The sequence below is a fragment of the Thermococcus coalescens genome (assembly GCF_055392585.1).
The window spans coordinates 1,458,869-1,482,122 of record NZ_AP043764.1 but is presented as its reverse complement, the minus strand read 5'-3'; the positions used below and the strand labels follow the sequence as shown (position 1 = coordinate 1,482,122).

General features: G+C 54.5%; 22 protein-coding genes. 12 read left to right on the top strand and 10 right to left on the bottom strand.

Annotation, left to right across the window (positions count from 1 at the left end; genetic code table 11):
- Positions 1 to 12: 12 nt before the first annotated feature.
- The 8 genes from ACZ5M3_RS08175 to ACZ5M3_RS08140 form a co-directional block, all read right to left on the bottom strand.
- Positions 13 to 1,149, bottom strand: a complete 1,137-nt coding sequence (locus tag ACZ5M3_RS08175; protein ID WP_464839165.1) for a glycosyltransferase — start codon at positions 1,147 to 1,149, stop codon at positions 13 to 15.
- Positions 1,146 to 1,847, bottom strand: coding sequence for a DUF1972 domain-containing protein (locus ACZ5M3_RS08170; protein WP_464839164.1), 702 nt, complete (start codon positions 1,845 to 1,847; stop codon positions 1,146 to 1,148). The genes ACZ5M3_RS08175 and ACZ5M3_RS08170 overlap by 4 nt, the downstream gene beginning before the upstream one ends.
- Positions 1,848 to 1,864: 17 nt before the next feature.
- Positions 1,865 to 2,737: a glycosyltransferase family 2 protein gene (locus ACZ5M3_RS08165; protein ID WP_464839163.1), complete on the bottom strand. Its 873-nt coding sequence runs from the start codon at positions 2,735 to 2,737 to the stop codon at positions 1,865 to 1,867.
- Positions 2,738 to 2,807: 70 nt separating this feature from the next.
- A complete protein-coding gene (locus ACZ5M3_RS08160; RefSeq protein ID WP_464839162.1) occupies positions 2,808 to 3,356 on the bottom strand; it encodes a hypothetical protein in 549 nt (182 codons plus the stop codon).
- On the bottom strand, positions 3,353 to 4,666 hold the full coding sequence (locus ACZ5M3_RS08155; protein ID WP_464839161.1) for a DUF58 domain-containing protein: 1,314 nt from the start codon (positions 4,664 to 4,666) through the stop codon (positions 3,353 to 3,355). Before ACZ5M3_RS08155 ends, ACZ5M3_RS08160 begins: the two co-directional genes overlap by 4 nt.
- Positions 4,667 to 4,669: 3 nt before the next feature.
- Positions 4,670 to 5,599 carry an AAA family ATPase gene (locus ACZ5M3_RS08150; RefSeq protein WP_464839160.1) on the bottom strand — a complete coding sequence of 310 codons (930 nt, stop codon included), beginning with the start codon at positions 5,597 to 5,599 and terminating at the stop codon, positions 4,670 to 4,672.
- A complete protein-coding gene (locus ACZ5M3_RS08145) occupies positions 5,589 to 6,611 on the bottom strand; it encodes a DUF4350 domain-containing protein (RefSeq protein ID WP_464839159.1) in 1,023 nt (340 codons plus the stop codon). The genes ACZ5M3_RS08150 and ACZ5M3_RS08145 overlap by 11 nt, the downstream gene beginning before the upstream one ends.
- Complete coding sequence (locus tag ACZ5M3_RS08140) at positions 6,608 to 8,386, bottom strand: DUF4129 domain-containing protein (RefSeq protein ID WP_464840837.1); 1,779 nt, start codon at positions 8,384 to 8,386, stop codon at positions 6,608 to 6,610. Before ACZ5M3_RS08140 ends, ACZ5M3_RS08145 begins: the two co-directional genes overlap by 4 nt.
- A gap of 41 nt (positions 8,387 to 8,427) precedes the next feature.
- Here ACZ5M3_RS08140 and ACZ5M3_RS08135 point away from each other — a divergent pair, with 41 nt between their 5' ends.
- The 12 genes from ACZ5M3_RS08135 (at position 8,428) to cca (ending at position 21,178) form a co-directional block, all read left to right on the top strand.
- Positions 8,428 to 9,201 carry a DUF7982 domain-containing protein gene (locus ACZ5M3_RS08135; protein WP_464839158.1) on the top strand — a complete coding sequence of 258 codons (774 nt, stop codon included), beginning with the start codon at positions 8,428 to 8,430 and terminating at the stop codon, positions 9,199 to 9,201.
- Positions 9,192 to 9,434 carry a hypothetical protein gene (locus ACZ5M3_RS08130; RefSeq protein ID WP_464839157.1) on the top strand — a complete coding sequence of 81 codons (243 nt, stop codon included), beginning with the start codon at positions 9,192 to 9,194 and terminating at the stop codon, positions 9,432 to 9,434. The genes ACZ5M3_RS08135 and ACZ5M3_RS08130 overlap by 10 nt, the downstream gene beginning before the upstream one ends.
- A complete protein-coding gene (locus ACZ5M3_RS08125) occupies positions 9,431 to 10,420 on the top strand; it encodes a DUF1616 domain-containing protein (protein ID WP_464839156.1) in 990 nt (329 codons plus the stop codon). Before ACZ5M3_RS08130 ends, ACZ5M3_RS08125 begins: the two co-directional genes overlap by 4 nt.
- A gap of 84 nt (positions 10,421 to 10,504) precedes the next feature.
- On the top strand, positions 10,505 to 11,101 hold the full coding sequence (locus ACZ5M3_RS08120) for a TasA family protein (RefSeq protein WP_464839155.1): 597 nt from the start codon (positions 10,505 to 10,507) through the stop codon (positions 11,099 to 11,101).
- A 30-nt stretch (positions 11,102 to 11,131) separates the two neighbouring features.
- Entirely contained in the window at positions 11,132 to 11,947 is an 816-nt protein-coding gene (locus ACZ5M3_RS08115; RefSeq protein WP_464839154.1) for an HAD-IIA family hydrolase, read from the top strand.
- Complete coding sequence (locus ACZ5M3_RS08110) at positions 11,944 to 12,378, top strand: ferritin family protein (RefSeq protein WP_464839153.1); 435 nt, start codon at positions 11,944 to 11,946, stop codon at positions 12,376 to 12,378. The genes ACZ5M3_RS08115 and ACZ5M3_RS08110 overlap by 4 nt, the downstream gene beginning before the upstream one ends.
- Positions 12,379 to 12,568: 190 nt before the next feature.
- Positions 12,569 to 16,441 (top strand): adenosylcobalamin-dependent ribonucleoside-diphosphate reductase, encoded by a 3,873-nt coding sequence (locus ACZ5M3_RS08105; protein ID WP_464839152.1) that lies wholly within the window; start codon positions 12,569 to 12,571, stop codon positions 16,439 to 16,441.
- Positions 16,442 to 16,576: 135 nt separating this feature from the next.
- Positions 16,577 to 17,041 (top strand): phosphoribosyltransferase, encoded by a 465-nt coding sequence (locus ACZ5M3_RS08100; RefSeq protein ID WP_464839151.1) that lies wholly within the window; start codon positions 16,577 to 16,579, stop codon positions 17,039 to 17,041.
- Positions 17,042 to 17,080: 39 nt separating this feature from the next.
- Entirely contained in the window at positions 17,081 to 17,635 is a 555-nt protein-coding gene (thpR, locus tag ACZ5M3_RS08095; RefSeq protein ID WP_464839150.1) for an RNA 2',3'-cyclic phosphodiesterase, read from the top strand.
- Positions 17,636 to 17,884: 249 nt separating this feature from the next.
- Positions 17,885 to 18,538, top strand: coding sequence for a hypothetical protein (locus ACZ5M3_RS08090; RefSeq protein ID WP_464839149.1), 654 nt, complete (start codon positions 17,885 to 17,887; stop codon positions 18,536 to 18,538).
- Complete coding sequence (locus ACZ5M3_RS08085) at positions 18,538 to 19,632, top strand: hypothetical protein (protein WP_464839148.1); 1,095 nt, start codon at positions 18,538 to 18,540, stop codon at positions 19,630 to 19,632. The genes ACZ5M3_RS08090 and ACZ5M3_RS08085 overlap by 1 nt, the downstream gene beginning before the upstream one ends.
- A 178-nt stretch (positions 19,633 to 19,810) precedes the next feature.
- On the top strand, positions 19,811 to 21,178 hold the full coding sequence (gene cca / locus ACZ5M3_RS08080; RefSeq protein ID WP_464839147.1) for a CCA tRNA nucleotidyltransferase: 1,368 nt from the start codon (positions 19,811 to 19,813) through the stop codon (positions 21,176 to 21,178).
- On the opposite strand, the gene ACZ5M3_RS08075 is transcribed toward cca, so the two are convergent.
- Entirely contained in the window at positions 21,101 to 21,325 is a 225-nt protein-coding gene (locus ACZ5M3_RS08075; protein WP_464839146.1) for a hypothetical protein, read from the bottom strand. The genes cca and ACZ5M3_RS08075 overlap by 78 nt on opposite strands.
- Before the next feature lie 106 nt (positions 21,326 to 21,431).
- Complete coding sequence (locus ACZ5M3_RS08070; protein WP_464839145.1) at positions 21,432 to 23,171, bottom strand: glycoside hydrolase; 1,740 nt, start codon at positions 23,169 to 23,171, stop codon at positions 21,432 to 21,434.
- Between the last annotated feature and the right edge of the window lie 83 nt (positions 23,172 to 23,254).

Sequence of the window (23,254 nt, the reverse complement as noted above, 5' to 3'; positions counted from 1 at the left end):
GGTATTTCTACTTTAGGTGTTCATATTGTACTTACTTGTTGTTATTACTTTACTTGCATTGTGCCCGAGCTTTTTCCTTATCTTCGGGCTTTCTATTAACCGTTTGATAGCTTTTACAAACTTATCATTCACGTCATCAACTATTATTGCGTGCTTGCCGTTCACTAATTCCAACCCCTCAGCACCCTTTTTAGTCGTTACTATCGGGAGACCAGCAGCCATATAATCTAACACCTTAAGCTTAACACCTTCGCCCCTGATGAGGGGAACTACGGCTATATCACATTCTCTGAGGATACTGTAAATGTCTTCAACGAATCCAAGGGACACCACATTTTTGTCATCAAATTTTGGCACTCCTTTTCCAAATATGACGAACTTCAAGTTCTTATATTTTCTAAACTGTGGGGCTATATTGTTTATAATAATCTCAATAGCCTCTCTGTTCTGCACTGTCCTGTATATCCCGTGGAACACTGCCCATATCTGAGTTCTGTCCTTTTTCAGTCTATTTTCCATATTTGTTCTTTCTTTCACATTCAAATTAGGTGGAACAACCTTTATCTTCTCGGGGATTGCCCTGTATTCATCAACAAACACTCTTTTATTTTCATAGCTTATCGCCAGTGTTAGATCAGCATACTTCACGGCCATCTTTTCGATCCATTTTATTGTTATCAAGTAAAACAATCTGATCACTTTTGGAATGGTCTTGTCTTTCATAATAATTTTGGCATATTTGCTTTCAACATTGTGTGAATCCTGAATTATTTGGCTTTTATACCTAAATATCATCTTAACTATCAACCACGTGGAGAATAAACCCCACGGCTGGCTTATTAACACAATGGAGGGCTTGTACTTTTTAAGAACTCTGGCCAGTGTTAAGTGATAGAACGGGTTTAAAGATAGGAAATACGAACCGAGCCGCATGTTCTTTATTTTTATGAAATCAAAAGCATAAAAATAGTGTCTGTTGTGATTTTCTTCATTGGTCTCTTTTAGGTCGAGGGGTTCTATAATAACAACATCACCCTTATCCTGTATAGTCTTAGCAAGGGCTGATATTCTGCTCTCTACACCTTCTGTGGGAGCTGTTTTTAGCCTAACTTTAGTGTGTGGCGAGATGATTAGCATCGTTTTTGTCATGTTAACTCCCCTACATAGATGTTGTTCTCCGCGACTATCCTCGCCACCGTGAGGTAGTAGCCCCCAGGTTCAAGACCGAACCTGCTGAGTATCCTTACCTCTTCCCACTTCGAGAGCCTTGAAGGCAGGAGCTCTCTTGCGCCGTAGGCAATGTAGACAACCCTTCTAGGTTTATGTCTCCTTTCTAAATTCTCTTTAATCCCGAGAGAATCTGCAACAACCACATCGGGCAACTTGCATGAAAGGTATTCCATGAGATACATATAGATCATTGTGGCCAGATAAACTGGGAATAGATGGAACGGTACAAACTGGATTCTCCTGACTAACCGTTTCCATTCAATCCCATCGGGGTTTATGAGAATTCGCTTTTTTGATAATCTTCCAAATATCGCCGCCAGAGCACCGTCGGGGGAGACATAATAAAGCACATCAACGTCGTTTGAGTGCTTTGAGAGAAGATACAGTGTTGCAACAACGTCGTTTATTGAGGGTATCGTGACACTTTTGCCCTGGATTGATGGGACATGAACCCTCACTATACCGTTGTATTCGTCTTCAAGAAACCCATCAGATTCGCAGGTAACGTATACTCGAAATTCCTCCCTCACTAGGCGCCTAGAAAGTTCCTCAACAAATGTTTCAGTCCCACCGTACTTGCCGGGTATCCCCCTGGAACCAATTAACGCAATTCTCACGCTGATTCGACCTCCTTTCACTCCCTCACCATCCTTGCCAGCACGTTCAGCGTCAGCCCGGCAACAAAGAGCTGGATCCCGATTATCACGAAGATTCCCGCGCCTATGGCCTGGGTGAGGTAGACGTTCCCACCGGCATAGTATGGTTTCAGCGCCCAGTAGGCCAGGACTCCCGCAACTGCAAAGGATATAAGGCTCAAAACGCTGAACAGCAGCAGGGGTCTCCTGTACCCTATCAGCCCAACGATGGCGGCCAGCACTCCAAACCCGTGGCTCAGAGGGTTCTTCTTGTGCCTTTTTGGGACGTCGTAGCGGACGTTTATCGGGACTTCAGCGATCCTTATCCCCGCCTCCCTTGCCTTCACAACCATGTCGGCCTCTATAGAGTAGTCGGTGCTGTTGAGGTTCAGGACCTTCAGAGCCCGGCAGGTAATCGCCCGGAATCCGCTCTGAGAATCGACGCTGACTTCCGCCGCCATCTGGGTTCCTTTGTTAAGAATCCACAGACCGAGGCGCCGGTAAAGGGGTATCTTCTTTCTGCTCCCGTTGAGGTACCTCGACCCTATTACGAGGTCCGCCTCTCCCCGGACTATGGGCTCCAGAACCAGGGGTATCTCATCGGGGTTGTGCTGTCCGTCCCCGTCTATTGTAACGACTACATCGTAGTTTCTGCTGAGCGCGTATTCGAACCCGGTACCCAGAGCGGCACCCTTCCCCCTGTTGGAGTCATGCCGGATGATAACCGCTCCCGCCTTCTGGGCTATTTCGGATGTCCTATCGCTGCTCCCATCATCAACCACCAGAACGTCCCCGTACTTCCTGGCCAAAGCAACGACTGACCCGATCGTCAGCTCCTCGTTGTAGGCAGGGATGACCACCAGCGTTCTCATCGAAGCCACCGTTACAGTCCGTTATAATTTCAGTGCCCATTATCACGGGTATGGGCAGAGGGCCGCCGATTCATTTCCACCTAAAGGAGTCCACCTTTTTAAGATTTCCCCTGAGCATGGTCATCACGGCTAAGAACGTTGAGAACCCCGCCAGCACTGCGACCTGGTTTGGGACAGACCCCAGGCCGCCCAGGTAGTCCCTGAGCAGAAAGAAAATCGCCGACGCCGCCCCGAGGACTGCCGCCACCCTGACATCCACCCTGAACCCCAGAGCGAAGTAGAACACCGCCCCCGCTATGAAGGCCTCGGGGGCTATGACCCCGAGGAGCATGAGGGGCAGCACCAGGAGCTCAAGCCTCCCTGGCTTGATCTCCCCCCGCAGGGAGTCGTCCAGGAGGAGGATCATGGAGCCAGAGAAGACCAGAGACGTCACGAGGCCGTTGTAGGTGTAGAGGTCTGCCGATGGGAGCCCGCCCCCCGCGTAGAGGGCGAAGATCAGATAGGCAGCCAGGCCCAGGTCCCTGTTCCTCAGGCCCACGAGGTACACTACCGGCGCGAGGAGGAGGGCGCGGTTTCCCGTGATGATGCCCGCTATGACGACCGAGATAACGCCGATCATCTGCCCCACCCGTTGGACGCCTTCATCAGCTCACGGAGGTAGTCGCTCGGCCCGAGGTCGATGGTCGGAGCCAGGAGGCTGAACCTCTTCAGCAGCTCCTCTCTCTGGGTGTATGCCCGGTAGAGCCTTTCAAGGGTTCTCTCGTCGAGTTTTCCGGAGTAGAAGAGGACAGGGTTGGGGGAGAGTACCATGACCCTGTGGGTTCTCCTGGCCAGGGCAACGGCCCGGTAGAGCTCCCTCGGGTTGCTGAGGTCGGTTATGAAGATGATGTAGGAGCTCTGCTTTATCAGGGAGAGCCCCTCGAAGACCCCCGTGCTCCTCCTCCGGCCCTTCTTGAGAGGGAGAACCCTGCCGAGGAACTCCCTCGCCCTCTCACCGAAGCCCGTCTCGAAGTCGAACCTGAGGCTCATCCTGCCCCTCCTGCCGCGTAGGGCGAGCTTCCTCCTCACCGCCTCAAGCTGTGAGGAGCCCCTGCCCGGCCTGACGAGTTCGGCGGTTTCGTCGTCGTAGATGACCATTCCCACCCTGAACCTCCTGACGAGGCTCGCCGCCAGCTGGAGGGCGAGAACCGAGGCGTAGTCTATCTTGGCCATCTTCAGGCCCTTGCGCATCTCCCTCGTGTTGTCCAAGAAGATGTACACGTCGGCGTTGCTCTCCCTCAGAAAGTCCCTGACTATAATCTCGCCCAGCCTGGCGGTGGCCTTCCAGTCTATCCTCTTGAAGTCGTCCCCGTGCTGGTACTCCCTGAGGTCCTTTATCTCAAGGCTCTCGGTGCCGAGGAGGACGCCCCTTTTGTAGGCCTCGGCCAGCTTGAGGTTGTAGTCGAGCCTCGCCGCGTCCCTTATGCTCTCAACGGAGGGGTAAACAGTGACCTCGGTTCTCTCGCCGATCCGGAACTCTTCAAAGTAGAGGCCCCTCGCGTCCTGAACCAGGGCCCGAAGGGGTTCGAGTACGAACCTGCCCCTGGCATTCGGCTTTATTAGGTATGAGCCCCCCCACTCACCACCGGGCTCAAGATAGAGCTCCCCAAGGCCGGAAGCCTCGAATTCCCCATTCGGGTCGGCGAGCCTCACGAAGACCCCGCTCCCCTCGTTTCTTATCCTCACACTGACCTTCGCGGGCTTTCCTTCCTCAAGCTGACCGCTTTCAATAACCCTCTCCCCCGCGATCTTCAGCTCAACGACCGAGCGGAGGCCGTAGACGTAGAGGAGCAGGAAGAACCCCAGTAATGCCGGGGCCGTGCTTTCCCCGAGGTAGCCCTCAAGGATGAGGAGAAAGGAGAGGGTCAGGATTATGTCCTCACGCTTCATCGGCTACACCGGAACCTCCGTGTCCTCGAGCACGTCCTCTATGACGTCCCCAACCCTGACACCTTCCAGCTCGTACTCGGCCCTCAGCATCAGCCTGTGGGCGAGGACGGCGGGGGCGACCTTCTTGACGTCGTCCGGGATGACGTAGTCCCTCCCGTCAAGGAAAGCTGAGGCCTTGGCCGCGTAGAGCAGATGTTCGCCAGCCCTGGGGGACGCGCCAAACAGGAGCCTCTCATCGCTCCTCGTCCTTGAGATGAGGGTGTAGATGTACTCTATCACCTCGTCGCTGACGTCAACGCTCTTCACGTCGGCGATAAGCCCCATGAGCTCTTCGTGGGCTATTATGGGCTCAACGTCGTAGAACTCGCCGAGGCTCTTCCTCTTTAGAAGGGCCACCTCCTCCTCCCTGTCCGGGAAGCCTATCTCTATCTTTAGCAGAAACCTGTCGAGCTGGGCCTCCGGCAGGACGTAGACACCCTCATGCTCAAGGGGGTTCATCGTGGCTATCACCAGGAACGGCTGGGGGAGCCCGTAGGTCGTGCCCTCTATGGTCACCTGCCTCTCCTGCATCGCCTCGAGCAACGCCGACTGGGTCTTCGGCTGCGCCCTGTTGATTTCGTCAGCGAGAACTATGTTGGCGAATACCGGCCCCCGCTTCGTCTTCCACTCGCCGCTCTTCTGGTCGTAGTAGACGACGCCTATTATATCCGCCGGAAGGAGGTCGGGGGTGAGCTGTATCCTCGAAAAGCTCAGCCCTATGGCCCTTGCGAAGGCCTTGGCTATGGTGGTCTTAGCCACCCCGGGGATCCCCTCTATGAGAACGTGACCCTCAGAGAGGAGGGCGATGGTTAGGAGTTCGATTACATCCTCCTTTCCCACAACGGCCTTACCGACCTCTTTTTTAAGACGCTCCATAAACTCCTTACCGTCCATGAGCACCACCTATCCTCGACCCGGTTCTGATTTCCTCGAGTATGGTTTTTAACTTATCCCCATCAAGACCCTTCTCCTCAAGCCTCCGGATGAGTTCTTCCTGGTCTGCCCCCTCTTCCCTGAGGAACCCCGCCACCAGGGACGCGAGCCACGCGAGTATTCTCCCGGCGGCGCCGCTCTCAACGATGAAAGCTATGAACGCCACAAAGAGCACGTAGTAGAACACCAGCTCCCTGTTGACCGCCCTCCTTATGACGACGTTTCCTGAGGAGTAGGGGTTGAAGTCGGCGTGGTGGGCCTCATCGATATAGAAGGTCTTTTTCGGGAGGCTCTCCACGAGGTTCTTCAGGAAGGGCTCGTTCTCCCGGTAGAGCGAGTTCGTGAAGATGTCCGGGTCGGAGACGAGTATTATCGTCCCCTTTCCGTAGGGTATCCTTGCAACGACCGGGAAAGCACCGTATGTACCACCGAGCATCGAGGCGCTGCTGGTGTAGACCAGGGCGTCCTTCACGTTGAGTATAGCCGCCGGCCGGCTCATAAATAGCAGGGGGACCCCCCTGGCAAGCTCCGGGTCCCTTACGTCCATGGTCACCGGGAAATCGGCGTTTTTGGAGTAAGTGAGGCTCAGAACGGGCCTCTTTGACAGCCTGACGTCCAGCCCAAGGCCGGCGAGGATCTGGTTGCCGGTACCGAAGTCGTCCGCAAGGAGGAGGGTGTTCCCCTTCTCCAGGAACCTCTTAAGCTCCCCAATCTCACCCTCCGAAAAGTCGACGTCCGGCCCCACAACAACGAGCGTCCCGTCCAGCTCCCCAAGCCCCACGGAGTCGTAGGGCGCGAGGAGTGGGGTTATCTCCCCGCTCGTGTAGAGGAGCTTCCCAAAGCCAGAGAGGCCGTTCCATTTCGTGTTGAGAACGCTGTAAGGGGCGTCGCTCTTGAGGACCGGAACCGAGAGGGGCATTATTATGAGGCCGATGCCCACTATGAGGAGCACGCCGTAAAACACCCTGTTCACAGCTCATCCCTCACGAAGACACCTATGATCACCAGGGAGGCGTGTTTGATGGCCTTCAGTACGTCCCCCGCGCGCAGGCCCTTCCTCCCGTAGACGTACCTCTCATGGAGCCGCGTTAGGGCGGCGAGGCTGTCCGCAAAGGGCTCGGACTTCAGGAGGGAGAGGAGCTCCCTGGGGGTCGTGGACTTGGGGAGGTCATAGACCCTCTTCAGCAGGCCGTACACGACCCGGTAGGCCTTTCTCAGGTCGGGCTTCCCCTGGAGGGACGTCCCCTCCTCAGCTCTGGGGATCCCGGCCAGAGGCCCTCCAGGTTCTCCACCCGCGGGTTTCCTCTTGGTCATGAGCCTGTAGCCCGCAAACGCTATGAGGAGGAAGAGAACGAAGAGCAGGAGCCTCCGGGTGTAGTCTATCGGAACCGCCTCAAGAACGAGGACGTTTGAGGCCGCCGGGGCCAGCTCATTGCTCCCGCTGAAGTAGACGTACACCTCGTGCCTCCCCCGGGGGAGCCTGACCGTGAACGTAAAGTTCCCCCGGGCATTGAGGCCTGAGTAGGGCCTGCCGTCCACATAGACCGTCAGGGGCAGTTCATGGTCCCCGTAGACGGTTCCCCTTATCGGGACGTCCTCATCGGCCTTGACCCGACTTCCCTCGAAGAACAGCCTTATCACTGGCCTGTCCTTGGCTGGGAAGAGGGTCATAACGAGGGAGCTCTCCATCCTTATCCCGTCACCGGGAAAAACTACCGTCGCGTTCGTCTCCTCTGAGACGTTTCCCACAAAGAACCGGAAGCTCCTGTTTTCGTCGGTTATCCCGTAGTACGTCTCGTTGCCGACGCTGAGCAGTATCCTCCTCCAGGGGATGCCATCGCCGAAGTAGTCCAGGAGGTAGCCCTCGATGGCAACGCCCTGCGAAACGCTCTCGCTGGCCAGTATCTTCGTGGGAATTTTCCCGACCGACACGTTCACGGTGTTTGAAAAGACCTCCCGGGTTCCGTTGAGGCCGAGTGCCGTGGCATGGTAAACGCCAGGCCTCTCGAACGAAACCTCAAGGTGGAACATTCCGTTGGTGACGGTGGCCCTGTAGGCCGTGCCGTTTATCAGGATCCGCACGTCCCTGAGGCCAAGGGTGAAGCCGTAGAAGGTCACGTTTTCGTGGGCGTAGGGGGTCGGATTGGAGACGGAGAGTGTAAAGTTTTCGGGAACCTGGACCCCATCCAGAAGCCTCTCATACTTCCCAACCAGGAGATCAAGCTCCCCCAGCCCAGCGCGCAACTCACCCACGTCAAACGTCAGCCGGGTGCCGTTTGGTCCGGTGAGGGTCGCGGAGGAAATCGAATCGACGGCAGAACGGCACTCCCTCAGGCCCAGCTTCATCCTTATCAGCGCCCTCCTGGCACTGGAGTAGTCACCCTCCGAAAAAGACTCTCTGAATAGCCCGTTCCCGGAGGCTATCTCAAAGGCGCACGAACCCATCTGGACGAAGTATGGGGCTATCTCAAGGGCGCTCTGACCGATTCCGGTGGCCGAGTATGTTAGGAGGGTCTCGTAGGTGGCGTTCAGCCGGGAGTAGAGTTCTGCAGCAGTTTCAACCGTGCCGTTCCCTCCGCCAATAATTCCAGAGAAGAGGAGGTTAAACTCGCTCAAAAAGGAGTTGAAGTAGATGTAAGCCCCGTAATCGTCAGAACCTGCCGTCAGGTAGTCCGACCCCCCGGCGGCAGCGGTGCCATAGTCCAAAACCAGCATGAAGGTGAGCAGGAAGAGTGCCAGCTTCCTCATTTTAATCAACAACTCATGGTAAGACAAATCTTTTAAGGTTAATGGTTGTTGTGAGCCTGGGGGAGAGGATGGAAGCGAAGAACATCGTGGGTGTCTCCTTGCTCGCGGCCGGCGGCTTCCTGGCCGTTTACGGCTTTCTCAACGTCGTGACCGGCTACATAAACCTGGGGATAGCCGGGATGTTCCTGGGGGCCGTTGTGCTCACGTTCAGGTCCTCAGGGTACGTGAAAAGGGAGTCCGCAGGCCTGGTCATGAAATCCTACGAGAGGTTTTCCAGGTCATTCGTTGAGAACCTGAGGCTGGAGGGAAACTCCGTTTACATACCCCCCTTCGAGAACCTGCCTGAAGGAGGTGTGTTCGTCCCCCTCCATGGGGACTTTGAACTCGACCTGGCGAGGATAGACGAGGGTACGGTCTTCCTGACGGAGGTTCCAAACGACAGGGCCATGGGGCTCTTCCTCGGGCCGCTGGGTGTTGATCTTGTAAAGAAGTACGAGGAGCACCTGGAGTACTCCCTGGCCGGCGCAGGGCCCGGAGAGGTTGAAGCGGCCGCAGGCTCCGTGCTCAAGGCCCTTGGACTGGCGGAAAGGGTCTACATAGAGGAAGCCGAGAACTCCTTCAGGGTGATCGTCCAGCCGGCGATTCCCTGCGATGCAGGGGCATGTGAAAAGATGCCCTGCCCGATATGTTCCTCCGTGCTGCTCGCCCTCGCAAAGGCCACGGGGGAGCTACTCCACGTGGAGAAGGTGGAGGAGAAGGACTACGGAATAGAGATATCAGCGAGAAAGCTTGGAGGAGTTGAGGAATGGATGTAGAGGACTACATACTGCTCTTCATTTCCCTCTGGGTGCTCGTCTCGGCCCTCACCGCTGGAAGCGTTGACGTGTTCCTGACGCTGACCCTCATAGGCCTCCTCATAACCCTGGAAGTGGGAGGCCTCTTCATGAGCAGGGAGCAGAAGGAGAGCCTGAAGCCCATGGTCGAACTCCTCATTGTCATATTCGCGATAATCGTCATGAAAAAGGTCTACGAGGTGCTGGGTGCATGAACCTACGCGACTGCTGGGATTTAATAACGATCATGGCACTCTCACTCCTCCTCGACGTCCTTATTGCGCTCTACCCGGACAGCATTCTAAGAAAGGTCCTCGGACTGGCCTTTGTCCTCTTCTTCCCCGGCTACGTCTTTATAACCGCCCTGTTCCCAGAGAGGAAGGAGCTCGACAGCCTTGAGAGGCTCGCCCTCAGCTTCGGACTCAGCATAGCCATCGTTCCGCTCATCGGCCTGGCCCTGAACTACACCCCGTGGGGCATAAGGCTCATCCCAATACTCGTCAGCCTGACGGTCTTTAACTTGGTGCTCTCGCTGGCGGCAGTTTACAGGAGGAAAAACGCGATAAATCCGTGGATACCGTGGGTAACCCTCGACAGAATAAAGGAGGAACTCGAGTGGGAACGCTCAAGCAAGCTCGACAGGGCCCTGACGGTGATCCTGATAATCGCCATACTCACCTCCCTCGGGACTCTCGCCTACGTGGTCACCCACCCGAAACCCGGTGAGGCCTTCACCGAGTTCTACATCCTGGGCCCGGGGGGAAAGGCCGCGGACTACCCGACCGACCTACTTGCGGGAGAGAACGGCACCGTCATCATCGGCATAGTCAACCACGAACACAGGAACGTGACCTACTACGTCCAGATATGGCTGGTAAACCTGACGTGGGACAACAGCACGAACACGACAGTAATCCATGAGATGTACCCCATGCCCGGCTGGTTCAACGTGACCCTGCCCAGCGTCCCGGTGAACATCGAGGGCAACTGGACGCCTCAGTTCGAGACCAACTACACCTTCAGCATCGACAAACCCGGCCAGTGGCAGGTCTGGTTCCTCCTCTTCAAGGACAAACCTCCGGAGCTTCCGCCGGCGCCTCCAGACGGGAACTACGCAGAAACCGATGCCAAAACCCTCATCCTTGATGCGATAAACGGCACGGTGCAGAGCCTCAAGCTCAACGTGAAGGTGACCTCCTGAACCCCATTTCTTACTATTTTGAGAGAAAATTTTATAAGCACATATTACGTAATTCTTCCGACCTACTACGTTAGGTGGTGCTTCATGAAATATACGGGAGTTGTAGCAATCGGCCTCCTCGCTGCCATGCTGGTGCTCGCCGGGTTCTCCAGCTCCCTCTTCACCGACACTGCCCTCTCGAAGAACAACGAGATATCCTCCGGGGAGTTCGATATAGCCATAAGCAAAGATGGAAGCAGGTTCTACAACGACCTCAAGGTCTTCGAGTTCTCGGACCTGAAGCCCGGCGACGAGAGAACCTTTACGTTCTACGTCAAAAACCGCGGCGACATCGACGTCTCCAGGCTGAGCATGGTGCTCAACATCAAAGACCTCGAAGAGGGCTCCATGAGTCCCGCGGAAAAGACCGTCGACAACACCACCGACACGGGAGAGCTCAGCGGCTACCTCATCGTGAAGGAGCTGAAGGTTTACCTCGGGGACGATTCGTGGACGGTCGATTCGGTGGAGGGGAAGAGCCTGAAGGAGCTCAGCGGGAAGGGGATAGAACTCGCAAAGAAACCCCTCAAGGGAGGAGACGTCCTGAGGGTTACGGTGACCCTGAAGTTCTCAGAAAAAGCGGGAAACGAGTGCCAGACCGACAGGGTGGTCGTCGACATGAAGCTCAGTGCCGAGCAGTGAACTTTTAAACCCTCCCTCCATTCTTTTTCCATGCGGAGAAAAATCGGCCTCATCTTCGACATGGACGGTGTCATCTACCGGGGGAGAGAGCCGGTTGAGGGGGCGGGGGAGCTTATACGCTTTCTGAAGGGGAAAGGCATTCCTTTCATCTTCCTAACCAACAACTCGACCAGAGACCCCTCCATGTACCGGGAGAAGCTCCTTTCGATGGGAATCGACGTCCCGGAGGATGTTATAGTCACCTCTGGCCTCGCCACCAGACTCTACATGGAGCGGCACATGGAGCCGGGGAAGGTCTTCGTCATCGGTGGCGATGGTCTTCACCGGGAGATGGAGCGCCTCGGCTGGGGGATCGTTGGCGTTGATGATGCCCGAAGAGGCCTGTGGAGGGAGGTCAGATACGTCGTCGTCGGCCTCGACCCGGCTTTAACCTACGAGAAGCTCAAGTGCGCCACGCTGGCCATAAGAAACGGGGCGCGCTTCATAGGCACCAACCCGGACACAACATATCCCGCCGAGGAGGGCCTCTATCCCGGCGCGGGTTCAATAATAGCCGCGCTGAGAGCCTCAACCGGGGTCGAGCCCCTCATCATAGGAAAACCCAACGAACCGGCCTACGAGGTGGCGAGGAGCAGGCTCAACGCTGATGAGATATGGATGGTCGGCGACAGGCTCGACACCGACATAGCCTTCGCAAAGAGATTTGGAATGAAGGCGGTGATGGTTCTGACCGGGGTGAGCACGCTGGAGGACGTTGAGGAGAGCGGAATAATTCCAGACCTTGCGCTGCCGAGCGTCAGGGAGCTGCTTGAGTACCTCAAGGCGACCATGGAGGGTGGTGAATGAAGCTCCAGGAACTCCTCGAAAGGCTCATATGGCAGGAGAACGAGCTCTACAACCTCCACAAGCTCGGCGAGACCTTTGCCACCTTTGAGAGGCCGGAACTCGCGGAGACCTTCCAGCTGATGGCGGAAGAGGAGCTCAGGCACAGGAAGACCCTTGAAGGGATGCTCTCGGAGGGAGCGCTGGAGGGAACCGCGGTCATAGACTACCTCGACTCCCTCTCCCTCGAACCCATGCTGAGCGACGGGAGGGCTGAGCCGGAAAGCCTTGAAGAGCTGATCCTCGAAGCTCTCGTGAGGGAGAAACACGCCTACGAGCTCTACACGAGGCTTTCGCAGATACTGGAGGGTTCATTGGGGCACATCTTTAAAATGATGGCCGGGGAAGAGCTCAAACATGCGTACAGGCTCAAACTGGTCTACGAGGGCCTTTGACATTTGGATAAATTATCCGACATCCCCCTTTTCTACCCCCTTACATACCAGGCAAAGTTAGGGGCATAAATTCGTCACCCCGGCAACTTCCAACGGGGTAAGGTATATGTAGGGGTGACCGGCATAAAATTTTGCTGATGCTTCTACTAATGGGGGCAACGATAAACAGCTGTATGTCAGGGGTGTTTATATGCCGGTTGAAAAAGTGATGAAAAGGGACGGCAGAATTGTCCCGTTCGATAAAGAGCGTATAAAATGGGCTATACAAAGGGCAATGCTTGAAGTGGGTGTCCGCGACGAGAAGCTCCTCAACAAGGTCGTCAGAAGGGTCGTCAGAAGGGTCAACGAGCTGTATGACGGCCAGGTTCCCCACATAGAGAACATCCAGGACATAGTGGAACTCGAACTCATGCGCGCCGGATTATTCGACGTGGCCAAAGCCTACATCCTCTACCGCAAGAAGAAGGCCGAGATCCGTGAGGAGAAGAAGAAAATCCTCAACAAGGACAAACTGGACGAGATAGACAAGCGCTTCTCCATCAACGCCCTCCGCGTCCTGGCGAGCAGATACCTGATAAAGAACGAGAAGGGGGAGATAGTTGAGAGCCCGAGGGAGCTCTTCGAGCGCGTGGCAGTCCTGTCGGTCATACCCGACCTGCTCTACGATGAGAGGGTCTTTGACAGGGAAGGGGGGCACAGGCAGGACCCCAAGGCGATCGAGAAGTACCTTTCAAAGCTGGACGAGTACGACGGGAGGCTCTCCATCGGAAGGTTCAGGCTCAACAAGTACCACTTTGAGAGGCTCCTCAACCTCTACCGCGAGCTGGCCGAGAAGGGCCAGATGAAGGTTTCAATCGATGAAGTCATTAAAATGCTCGAAAACGGCGCCTTTGACGACTATGAGAGCGAAGTCGAGGAGTACTTCAGGCTCATGACGAGCCAGGTATTCATGCCGAACACACCGGCGCTCATCAACTCCGGCAGACCGCTCGGCATGCTCTCTGCGTGCTTCGTCGTGCCGATAGAGGACGACATGGAGAGCATCATGAAGGCGGCTCACGATGTGGCAATGATACAAAAGGCAGGGGGCGGCACTGGCGTTAATTTTTCGAAGCTCCGCCCAGAGGGCGATTTGGTTGGAACCACCACAGGCGCCGCCAGCGGGCCCATCTCCTTCATGCACCTCATCGACGCCGTCAGCGACGTCATCAAGCAGGGCGGCGTAAGGCGCGGGGCGAACATGGGCATCCTCGAGGTCTGGCACCCAGACATAGAGAAGTTCGTCCACGCCAAGGAGAAGAACGTCGGAACCAACGTGCTCAGCAACTTCAACATCAGTGTGGGCATATGGGATGACTTCTGGAAGGCCCTTAGAGAAGGCAAGCGCTATCCGCTCATCAACCCGAGAACCGGTGAGAAGGTCAAGGAGATAGACCCCAAGAGCCTCTTCGAGGAGCTCGCCTACATGGCCTGGGCGAAGGCCGACCCAGGTGTGGTGTTCTTCGATGTGATTAACAGGAGAAACGTTCTGGAGCCCGCAAAGGGCGAAAAAATCCGTGCTACCAATCCGTGTGTGGTGGGGAACACGAGGATCCTCACGCCTGAGGGGTACATCAGGGCAGATGAACTGTTCAGCCTGGCAAAGGAGCGCGGGGAGAAAGAGGCTGTAGCGGTAGAAGGAATAGCAGAAGGTGGAGAGCCGTACGCATACTCGGTCGAGGTTCTCCTGCCTGGAGAAGAGGAAGTCAAGTATGAGACCGCCCACGGAAGAACCCTCGCAGTTGCCGACCCGATTGCAGTTCCGGCCTACGTCTGGAAGGTTGGAAGGAAGAAGGTGGCAAGGGTTAGGACGAGGGAAGGGTATGAGATCACCGCAACCCTCGACCACAGACTCATGACATCAGAGGGCTGGAAAGAGGTCAGCGAACTCAGGGAAGGCGACAAGATACTCCTCCCGCGCTTTGAAATCGAGGAAGACTTCGGAAGCGAGAGCATAGGAGAGGATTTAGCCTTCGTCCTCGGCTGGTTCATCGGGGACGGCTACCTCAACGTGAACGACAGGAGGGCATGGTTCTACTTCAACGCCGAGAAGGAGGAAGAGACCGCTTGGAAAATTAAGGGGATACTGGCGAAACACTTCGGAACCAAAGCCGAACCACACCGCTACGGCAACCAGATAAAGCTCGGAGTAAGGGGAGAGGCATACAAATGGCTTGAACGCATCGTTGAGAACAACGAGAAGAGGGTTCCGGGGATAGTCTACAGGCTCAAACCGAATGAGATTGCTGCATTCCTCAGAGGCCTCTTCAGCGCCGATGGCTACGTGGACAACGATATGGCGGTAAGGTTCACTTCCAAGAACCGCGAACTGCTCAGAGACGTCCAGGATCTTCTCCTTCTCTTCGGGATACTATCCAAGATCTATGAGAGGCCGTATCCGAGCGAGTTCAAGTACACGACCAGGGAAGGAGAGGAGAAAACCTACAAAGCGGAGGGTTACCACGAGCTCGTCATAGCAAACTACAGCAGGAAGCTCTTCGCGGAGAAGATAGGCTTTGAGGGCTACAAGATGGAGAAGCTCAGCCTCAAGAAGACGAAGATCGACGAGCCAGTCGTGACGGTTGAGAGCGTCGAAGTACTCGGGGAGGAGATCGTCTACGACTTCACAGTCCCGGAGCACCACTCCTACATAAGCAACGGCTTCATGAGCCACAACTGTGGAGAAGAGCCGCTCTACGACTACGAATCGTGCAATCTGGCCTCTATAAACCTCGCAAAGTTCGTCAAGTATGATGACGAAGGAAAGCCCTACTTCGACTGGGACGAGTACGCCTACGTCATCCAGAAGGTCGCCAAGTACCTCGACAACGCCATCGACGTCAACAAGTTCCCGCTGCCGGAGATCGACCACAACACCAAACTGACGAGAAGGATAGGCGTCGGGATGATGGGTTTAGCGGATGCGCTCTTCAAGCTCGGCATAGCGTACAACAGCAAAGAGGGCTTCGACTTCATGAGGAAGGCCACAGAGTACCTCACCTTCTACGCCTACAAGTACAGCGTTGAGGCCGCAAAGAAGCGCGGGCCGTTCCCACTCTACGAGAAGAGCAAATACAAGGACGGCGAACTGCCGGTCGAAGGCTTCTACCACCGCGAGATATGGAACCTCCCCTGGGACGAGCTGGCCGAGGAAATCAAGCGCTACGGTGTGAGGAACGGAATGACCACCACCTGCCCGCCAACGGGCTCGGTCTCAATGATAGCCGACACCTCAAGCGGAATCGAGCCGATATTCGCCCTCGTCTACAAGAAGAGCGTCACAGTTGGTGAGTTCTACTACGTCGACCCGGTCTTTGAGTCCGAGCTGAAGAAGCGCGGCCTCTGGAGCGACGAGATACTCAGGAAGATAAGCGACAACTACGGCTCGGTTCAGGGCCTTGAGGAGATTCCGGAGGACATGCAGCGCGTTTTCGTCACCTCGATGGACATCCACTGGCTCGACCACATCCTGGCGCAGGCCAACATCCAGCTCTGGCTCACCGACAGCGCGAGCAAGACGATAAACATGCCGAACGATGCCACCGTTGAGGACGTCAAGGCCGCCTATCTCCTCGCCTACAAGCTCGGATGTAAGGGAATAACGGTCTACCGCGACGGCTCGCTCTCGGTGCAGGTCTACAGCGTTGAGGGCGAGAAGAAGCAGCGCGTCAAGGCCAAGCCGAGCGCCTACGCGGTTGAGAAGCTGAAGGCAGTGGTGGAGGCCGAGCCGTGGCTGGCGAAGTTCATCAACGTCGAGGGCATACTCAACGGCACCAACGGCAAGGAGAAAACCGAGGGCTCCATCACGTTCTCGATAAGCAGGCCCGTTGCGGCAAAGCCGAAGCGCGAGCACCCGCACCACGCTGAGAAGCCTGATGTGCCGGAGGAGAAGATACAGGAGCTCCTCGGCGTTGCATACTGTCCCGTCTGCTACGAGGGGGACGGTGAACTCGTCGAGCTCAAGATGGAGAGCGGCTGTGCCACCTGCCCAAGATGCGGCTGGAGCAAGTGCGTCATAAGCTGAGCCCCTCCACCTTTTCTTGATTTTGACATTTTCCTGCCAACGGAGGCTTTTTAAGTTGGGGACTTTAACTTCTATCCATCACCCGAAAGCCTTAAGTTGCGGGGATCAAAACTCACGCTATTCGGAGGTGTTGAGATGGACAAGGTTTACCTCACCTGGTGGCAGGTGGACAGGGCGATATTCGCACTCGCCGACGAGCTGAGAAAGAACTTCATGCCCGACGTAATAGTGGGCATAGCGAGAGGCGGGCTCATCCCGGCGGTGAGGCTCAGCCACATCCTCGGCGACGTGGAGGTCAAGGTCATCGACGTCAAGTTCTACAAGGACATCGAGGAGAGGATGGAAAAGCCGCTCATAACGATTCCCCTCCACGGCTCGCTGGAGGGCAAGAAAGTGGTCATAGTCGACGACGTCAGCGACACGGGAAAGACCCTCGAGGTGGTCATCGACGAGGTCAAGAAGGCCGGGGCAAAGGAGGTCAAGGTCGCCTGCCTCAGCATGAAGCCCTGGACTAAAGTGGTTCCGGACTTCTACGTCTTCAGAACCGACAAGTGGATAGTCTTCCCCTGGGAGGAGTTCCCGGTTGTCGTGAGGGAGTAACCCCTTTAACCCCTTTCCCCAACTTTTCTCGGTGGTGCTATGAGGGCGTTTATAGCGATAGAGGTTAATGACGAGGTTCGCGACAGCCTCCTCAAGGCCCAGGAGAGGATAGGTAACAAAGCGGCAAAGATAAAGTTCGTCGAGAGGGAGAACTTCCACGTAACGCTGAAGTTCCTCGGCGAGATAGACGAGACGATGGCAGAGGAGGTCAAGAGGGCCCTGGCTGAGATAGCGAAGAAGCATAAAAAGCACCGCGTTAGGGTCAGGGGAATAGGCGTCTTCCCGAACCCGAACTACGTGAGGGTCATATGGGCCGGAATAGAGAACGACGAGGGCATAAAGGCGATAGCTAAAGACGTCGAGAAGGAGATGAGGAGGCTCGGCTTCAAGAAGGATAAGGACTTCGTTGCCCACATAACCATAGGCAGGGTGAAGTTCGTAAGGGACAAGCTGGAGCTGGCGATGGCATTAAGAGACCTCGCCAACGAGGACTTCGGAGAGTTTGAGGTCAAAGCCATAGAGCTGAAGAAGAGCACGCTCACACCGAAGGGACCGATTTACGAGACCGTTGCAAGGTTCGAGCTGGCGGAGTGAGGTGTAGGAGCCAAAAATATACCGATAATATACCAATCCAGATTTTTCTTTCTGTTGCATCCTCATGCAACTTCTTTACCCGGACTTCTTTTGAACAGTTCCATGAGGAAAACCCAACTCCGAATAAAATTATACTCTAGAAAAAAAGGAAGAATTTTTACTGACATAAAAGGAAAAATTTATAAAGACGAGCTGGTTAATACATAATGCAAAAACATATAGGAGTGGAACTCAGTGAAGTGGAAGCCGTTGTTCGCAGTCCTGTTGGGACTGCTGATAGCTGGAGTGACTGCTGGAGGGGCAATGGCCATATCGTGGCATGGTACTCCTAAAAAACTTCACGAAAACCCCCAGAAACCTGCCTCATGGGGGTTGACCGCACAGATTACCACAATCGTGAAAGTCAATGGGCAAGAATACAAACATCCCCAGCAATTTGAAAACTACCGGGTATACATCGTCCCGAAAAATGAAAAAGGATCGTTCAAGGTAGCTATTGGTAGATTTCCGATAGGCACTTACCATGTGAAAATAGCAACCAACAGAGGGTTCAAAATATATCCCTCACAGGTCAAGTCGCTGGGAAGTGAGGTGTGGGAGTACCAGGGTATCAGGTACAATGCAGGATATCCCTTCTACGAGTTCAGCACCCCTCACCATGGATGGTGGGCCAGTTCTTCATTCGAAGTTCCTGTTGAATTCAACGAGAAAACAGGCGTTCTTGTATATGGGTACCTAGGTGGAGATCCAGTTGAAGCTGCCATAGCCGGCGGACTCGGCGGAACTATTGGCGGGATTCTAGCAGCGGGAGCAGATTTGCCCGCTGCAATTGGGGCATTGATCGGGGCAGTCGCTGGAACAGAGTTCAGCATTGACGTTTTTGTTGTTGCATCATCAGGGTGATGGCAATGACCCGACTAAATCTAAGTACAATCACAATACTAGTGTTTTCTTTTATATTTTTTCCACTTCTATATTGGGAAGGCAATCTAAATGTCGAATTAATCCTCGTTTTAGTTTCTCTAAGCGTCTCGGGTTATTTAACAAGCTCATGGATATTTAATAGGATCGGATCAAAATTAAAAGTCATAGGGTACCCCATAATAACCACGTATGCACTAACAATATATTTTGTACGAACCGAAAGCGCATTCTACACCCAAGTGATTCCACTTTTTATAGGGATGATGTTTGTAGTGCTCCTAATCCACGAAAATACCTCACTAACAGTTTCTCCAAAGTACTTAGCGCTCGCTAATGCAGTTTTGTACATACTCTCCTTGGGCCTAATTATCAAGAAAGACATTTTTGAATCACTCCAAGCACTGATTGGAGCGTACATCCTGGGAACAATCTGGACAAGCACCAACTGGAGCATTAAAGAGCAAAAAGAAAAGGCACTTTACTTCCTCCTCTTAGGATATTCCTATCTCATGGGATACTATCTAGGCAAATATGGAAACGCGCTCGAGGTACTCCTCGGAGGCTTGATTTTAGTTGGGTTCCTTTTCATGTTTTTTATTAAAGGACGCACCTCTATAGGCCTTCAAATATTCATCGTGGGGTTCCTATTCCACTTCCCACAGCTAGTCCCGCTATTGACTGTAAGAGAGTTCCAGATTATTAAACTCCAAATAGTTGTTGGGTCAATCCTTAAAGTATCACTGTGGGTTATGTTGACGATACTGATAACGTGGATATTAATAAAAGTAACAAAATCTCAAAATATTCAAATAAGTCCTTGTGTGAATTTTTACCCACTGGCATATTGGGGATTAGTGGCAATCCCTCTCAAAGCAATCCCATATCTTACCAAGATGAACCTGATGTGGACAATAAAAGTCATCCTAGATGTTGGAACGCTTGCTGCATGGATAATGTCATACTATCTCTTTGCCCGAAATTTGAAAAGACAACTGAAAAACACAAGAACCGCAATAATTTCAGCCTTGATCTCAGGAATAACGAATCTTATATTACTGCCTCCTCCGTTATAACCAGAAAACAGTACCACTGAAAAAGATTGAAAAGAAACATTATCCGTACTAGGTTAAAGCATTTATAGAGAACAATCAATACAGAGTCGGGAAAACTGGTATTGTCTCAAATATGTGTCACATTTAAGAGAGTTAGGTATCTCAAGACCTCAAAAACCAATACTGATGGGTGTAGAGCATGAACATCACTCTCACCATTGAAGAAGTCCTCCAGAGGATAAGGCCCAGCGATGAGGAAAGGGCCTTCGTCAATGAAGTAATGAAAGAACTTGAGCAACTGGCCAATGAGGCCATCAATGAGTTCGGCCTCAACGTCAGGCTATACTTCGTAGGCTCGACCGCGAAGGACACCTATCTAGCTGGAGACCACGACTTCGACCTCTTTCTGGCTTTTCCACTGGAAACTCAGCTTGAGGAGCTCCGGAAGAAGGGACTGGAGCTCGGGAAAACCATCGCCGAGAGGCTCGACTCATATGAAATAGCCTACGCGGAGCACCCCTACGTGAGGGCGCGCTATGAGGGCGTGAAGGTTGATCTCGTCCCCTGCTACGACGTAAAGGACTGGAGGGACGTGAGGACGGCCGTCGACCGCTCGATACTCCACACCCGCTGGGTGCTGAAGAACCTGAAGGGGAGAAACGACGAGGTAAGGCTCCTCAAGCGCTTTTTGAAGGGGGTAAACGCCTACGGGAGCGAGATATACGTTAGGGGCTTTTCGGGTTATCTGGCCGAGATCCTGGTCATCAAATACGGCTCGTTCCTCGAAGTCCTCAAAAACGCCGACTTCATGCTCAGGCAGAAGATAATCGACCCCGGAAACTGGCTCAAGCGCGAGTACGAGACCGCTATGCGAACCATCAGGCGCGAGGCCGATGCCGACAGGCCCCTGATAGTCATCGACCCAGTCGACCCGAGGAGAAACGTGGCCGCCAACTTAAGCTGGGAGCGCTATGGGGTTTTCTACTTCAGGGCGCACCAGTTCCTGGAGAAGCCCTCCGAAGAGTTCTTCTTTGGGAGAGAGGAGAGGAGCGGAAGCTACCTTGAGGAACTCAGGAGGAAGGGCACTCACCTCGTAACGCTGGCCTTCGATGCCCCGAACCTCGTCGAGGACGTCCTCATCCCCCAGCTGGAGAGGAGCGCGCGGGGCTTTGAGAAGGCGCTCTCCAGAGAGGGCTTCAGCGTCCTCGGATGGGACGTTGGACGTAAAGGCGAGAGGGCCTTCATAATGCTGGAGGTGGACAGAAGGGAGCGGGAAAGGGTGAAGATAAAGCCCGGGCCCGAGTTCTTCACGGAGAGGGGCTGGGACTTCTACAGGAAGAACGAGCGGGTGTGGATCATCGGAAAGAGACTCTTCGCGGAAAAGACCGTGAGGGAAGACGTCGCCGAGGTCATCGTTGAACTCATTGAGAAGAACCGGGCTGCCCTGGGGAAGAACGTGAGGGAGGACATCAGAAACGCGGAGATTCTGCTAGATTATGTCCCGAAAGAGCTGGAGAACGAGGCCTACCTCTTCCTGAGCAGAGAGAAGTGGAACCTGAAGGAGTAGAAGGAGCATTCTGTTCCTGCCAATCCACCTTTCAATCTCATCCAGAACACGCCTTATCCTTAGGTACATCGCACCATCAAGGATCCCAAAGATGAGCTCAAGCAGGCACTCTCCATCCCCCTCGAACTCCGGCCTCTTCAAGGACACCACCTCTCCTTGGAAAATACCGCTTGGATTTGTTTATAGGGCAAGAATAGTTTAAAAAGTTATGTACCAGATAGAAAAATTGGATAAAAAGTCCAAAATTGTTGCCCTAACTTCCCCGATGCTCGCACCACTCGCGGTTCTCCCACTCCCCGTGAACCTCGCCCGGTATGTGGCCGGTGTCTGCAACTGCCCAGTCGAGGTTGTAGGGCTCTATTAGAGACCTGAAGTCACCCTTCAGGGCCCTCTTCCCGACGTAGAGTGCCGCCCTCGTCACGACGTTGTAGCCGCTGGTTGGGACTTCCGGCTTTAACGCATCTAGCCACGCTTTCTCACCCGTCTCCCAGCCCTCCAGGGAGGGCATCGCGCCGAGGCTCCAGATGGCGTAGAGGTTCTCGAAGTTGAGGAGCCTCAGGTAGGCCCCGATGAAGAGGCTCTGAAGCTCACTGCCGTCGAAGTGCTCCATCAGCTCGATGATGGCCTTCGCCATGACCGAGACGTTTCCGAAGGCAACCCTAGTGTCGAGGTTCTCCCAGAAGCGGGGGCAGGAGTGGTTGGCGAGGAGCATGAGGTAGTAGATCCTTCCGAGCTTCAAAGCTTTCCTCTCGCCGTTGGCGGGCTCGAGGACGTAGTCGGGCGAAGCCTCCATGCCGAAGTACTCGTAGTAGTCCCTGAAGAAAATCCGCGAGTAGCGGACGAGGAAGTCTTCGGCCTTTGAGGGCCCGACACCGAGGCCTTCAAGGCCCCTCAGTACGCCGAGTCTAACCACCCTGTTCAGCTCCTCAAAAAGACGCGTAAATGCCACCTTCCAGATCTGGGAGACCTTTCTCCCGTTCACCTCCCTTGCGAAAACCCTTCCGTCGGCCCTTCTGTAGCCCAGCCAGCGGGAGTCGCTCGTTTTTCCATCAAGGCTCAGATCGAAGTAGTCGCTCCAGGCGGAGTAGTCCTTAACTCCCATCTCAAAGGAGCACTCGCCGTCGAGGCGCCTGAACCCGCCGGAGAGCTTTTTCCTGACGAACTCAATCGCTGAGACCCTCTCGACGCCGTTACGCTCAAGCCCCTCCATCCAGGCGGTGAAGCGGTCGAGCTGTGCCGGGTTTCCAAGGAGGCTTTCCAAATCGCTGGCGGTGAAGACCAGGTAGGGGACGCCGAGGCCCTCTTTGTGGTCATCGCGGTAGGAGAGGGCCTCTCTAATCAGGCCGGGAACGTCGAGGGTGTTGAAGGCGAAGGCATCGCTTATGCGCCACTCCCTCCCGAAGACGAAGGAATTCCCATAGCGGTTGCAGGAGTGCTTCGCCTGTGGGAAGTCGTAGAGGAGCTGCCTCTCGTCGAGGAGGAAGACCAGCCTTTTGTCCGTTGAAGACTCGACTATAGAGGCGCTCTCCCTCGTTATCACCGCCTCGGGGAGCCAGTAGCCGATGACGTCCTTCCCGCCGATTAAGGGGGAGTAAAAGTCAAAGGAAACCCGCGCGAGGATTCCCTGCTCGAACCCGTCGAGGTGGGGAACTATGGGATGGAACGGCGTTGTCGGAACCGCATCAAACCCACGGAGGAGCCCAACGGCGTCTTCAAAGGCCTTCCTGCGATAGTGGAGGAGCATGAGGAATGTGAAGGGCTCTATGTCCACGCTCACCCCCTTCATGCGCGAGAGGGTGTCGGCTATGTGCTCGTAGGAGTAGAGCATAGCCCTCGTCCAGTTCTCGCCTTTAACTTCCTCGCCGCGGATTTTAACCGCGACCGGGCTCTTCCTCTCCCCGTACTCAATTGGCTTTGAACCGTCACCGTCTTTAACGTAGACTATGTCGCCGGGCTGGTAGGCGTGGAAGTGGTGGGCGTACTTCATCTCCATTGTCTCACCGGGAGTGATACATCTTTTGCCCTTATTTCCCTTTCGGCCTGAAAAAAGAGGGCATCTTTACACAGGAATGCCCG

Coding starts and splice junctions, on each gene's coding strand:
- ACZ5M3_RS08175 (WP_464839165.1), bottom strand. CDS start 1,149: ATGACAAAAACGATGCTAATCATCTCGCCACACACTAAAGTTAGGCTA.
- ACZ5M3_RS08165 (WP_464839163.1), bottom strand. CDS start 2,737: ATGAGAACGCTGGTGGTCATCCCTGCCTACAACGAGGAGCTGACGATC.
- ACZ5M3_RS08160 (WP_464839162.1), bottom strand. CDS start 3,356: ATGATCGGCGTTATCTCGGTCGTCATAGCGGGCATCATCACGGGAAAC.
- ACZ5M3_RS08155 (WP_464839161.1), bottom strand. CDS start 4,666: ATGAAGCGTGAGGACATAATCCTGACCCTCTCCTTTCTCCTCATCCTT.
- ACZ5M3_RS08150 (WP_464839160.1), bottom strand. CDS start 5,599: ATGGACGGTAAGGAGTTTATGGAGCGTCTTAAAAAAGAGGTCGGTAAG.
- ACZ5M3_RS08140 (WP_464840837.1), bottom strand. CDS start 8,386: ATGAGGAAGCTGGCACTCTTCCTGCTCACCTTCATGCTGGTTTTGGAC.
- ACZ5M3_RS08135 (WP_464839158.1), top strand. CDS start 8,428: ATGGTTGTTGTGAGCCTGGGGGAGAGGATGGAAGCGAAGAACATCGTG.
- ACZ5M3_RS08130 (WP_464839157.1), top strand. CDS start 9,192: ATGGATGTAGAGGACTACATACTGCTCTTCATTTCCCTCTGGGTGCTC.
- ACZ5M3_RS08125 (WP_464839156.1), top strand. CDS start 9,431: ATGAACCTACGCGACTGCTGGGATTTAATAACGATCATGGCACTCTCA.
- ACZ5M3_RS08120 (WP_464839155.1), top strand. CDS start 10,505: ATGAAATATACGGGAGTTGTAGCAATCGGCCTCCTCGCTGCCATGCTG.
- ACZ5M3_RS08115 (WP_464839154.1), top strand. CDS start 11,132: ATGCGGAGAAAAATCGGCCTCATCTTCGACATGGACGGTGTCATCTAC.
- ACZ5M3_RS08110 (WP_464839153.1), top strand. CDS start 11,944: ATGAAGCTCCAGGAACTCCTCGAAAGGCTCATATGGCAGGAGAACGAG.
- ACZ5M3_RS08105 (WP_464839152.1), top strand. CDS start 12,569: ATGCCGGTTGAAAAAGTGATGAAAAGGGACGGCAGAATTGTCCCGTTC.
- ACZ5M3_RS08100 (WP_464839151.1), top strand. CDS start 16,577: ATGGACAAGGTTTACCTCACCTGGTGGCAGGTGGACAGGGCGATATTC.
- thpR (WP_464839150.1), top strand. CDS start 17,081: ATGAGGGCGTTTATAGCGATAGAGGTTAATGACGAGGTTCGCGACAGC.
- ACZ5M3_RS08085 (WP_464839148.1), top strand. CDS start 18,538: ATGGCAATGACCCGACTAAATCTAAGTACAATCACAATACTAGTGTTT.
- cca (WP_464839147.1), top strand. CDS start 19,811: ATGAACATCACTCTCACCATTGAAGAAGTCCTCCAGAGGATAAGGCCC.
- ACZ5M3_RS08070 (WP_464839145.1), bottom strand. CDS start 23,171: ATGGAGATGAAGTACGCCCACCACTTCCACGCCTACCAGCCCGGCGAC.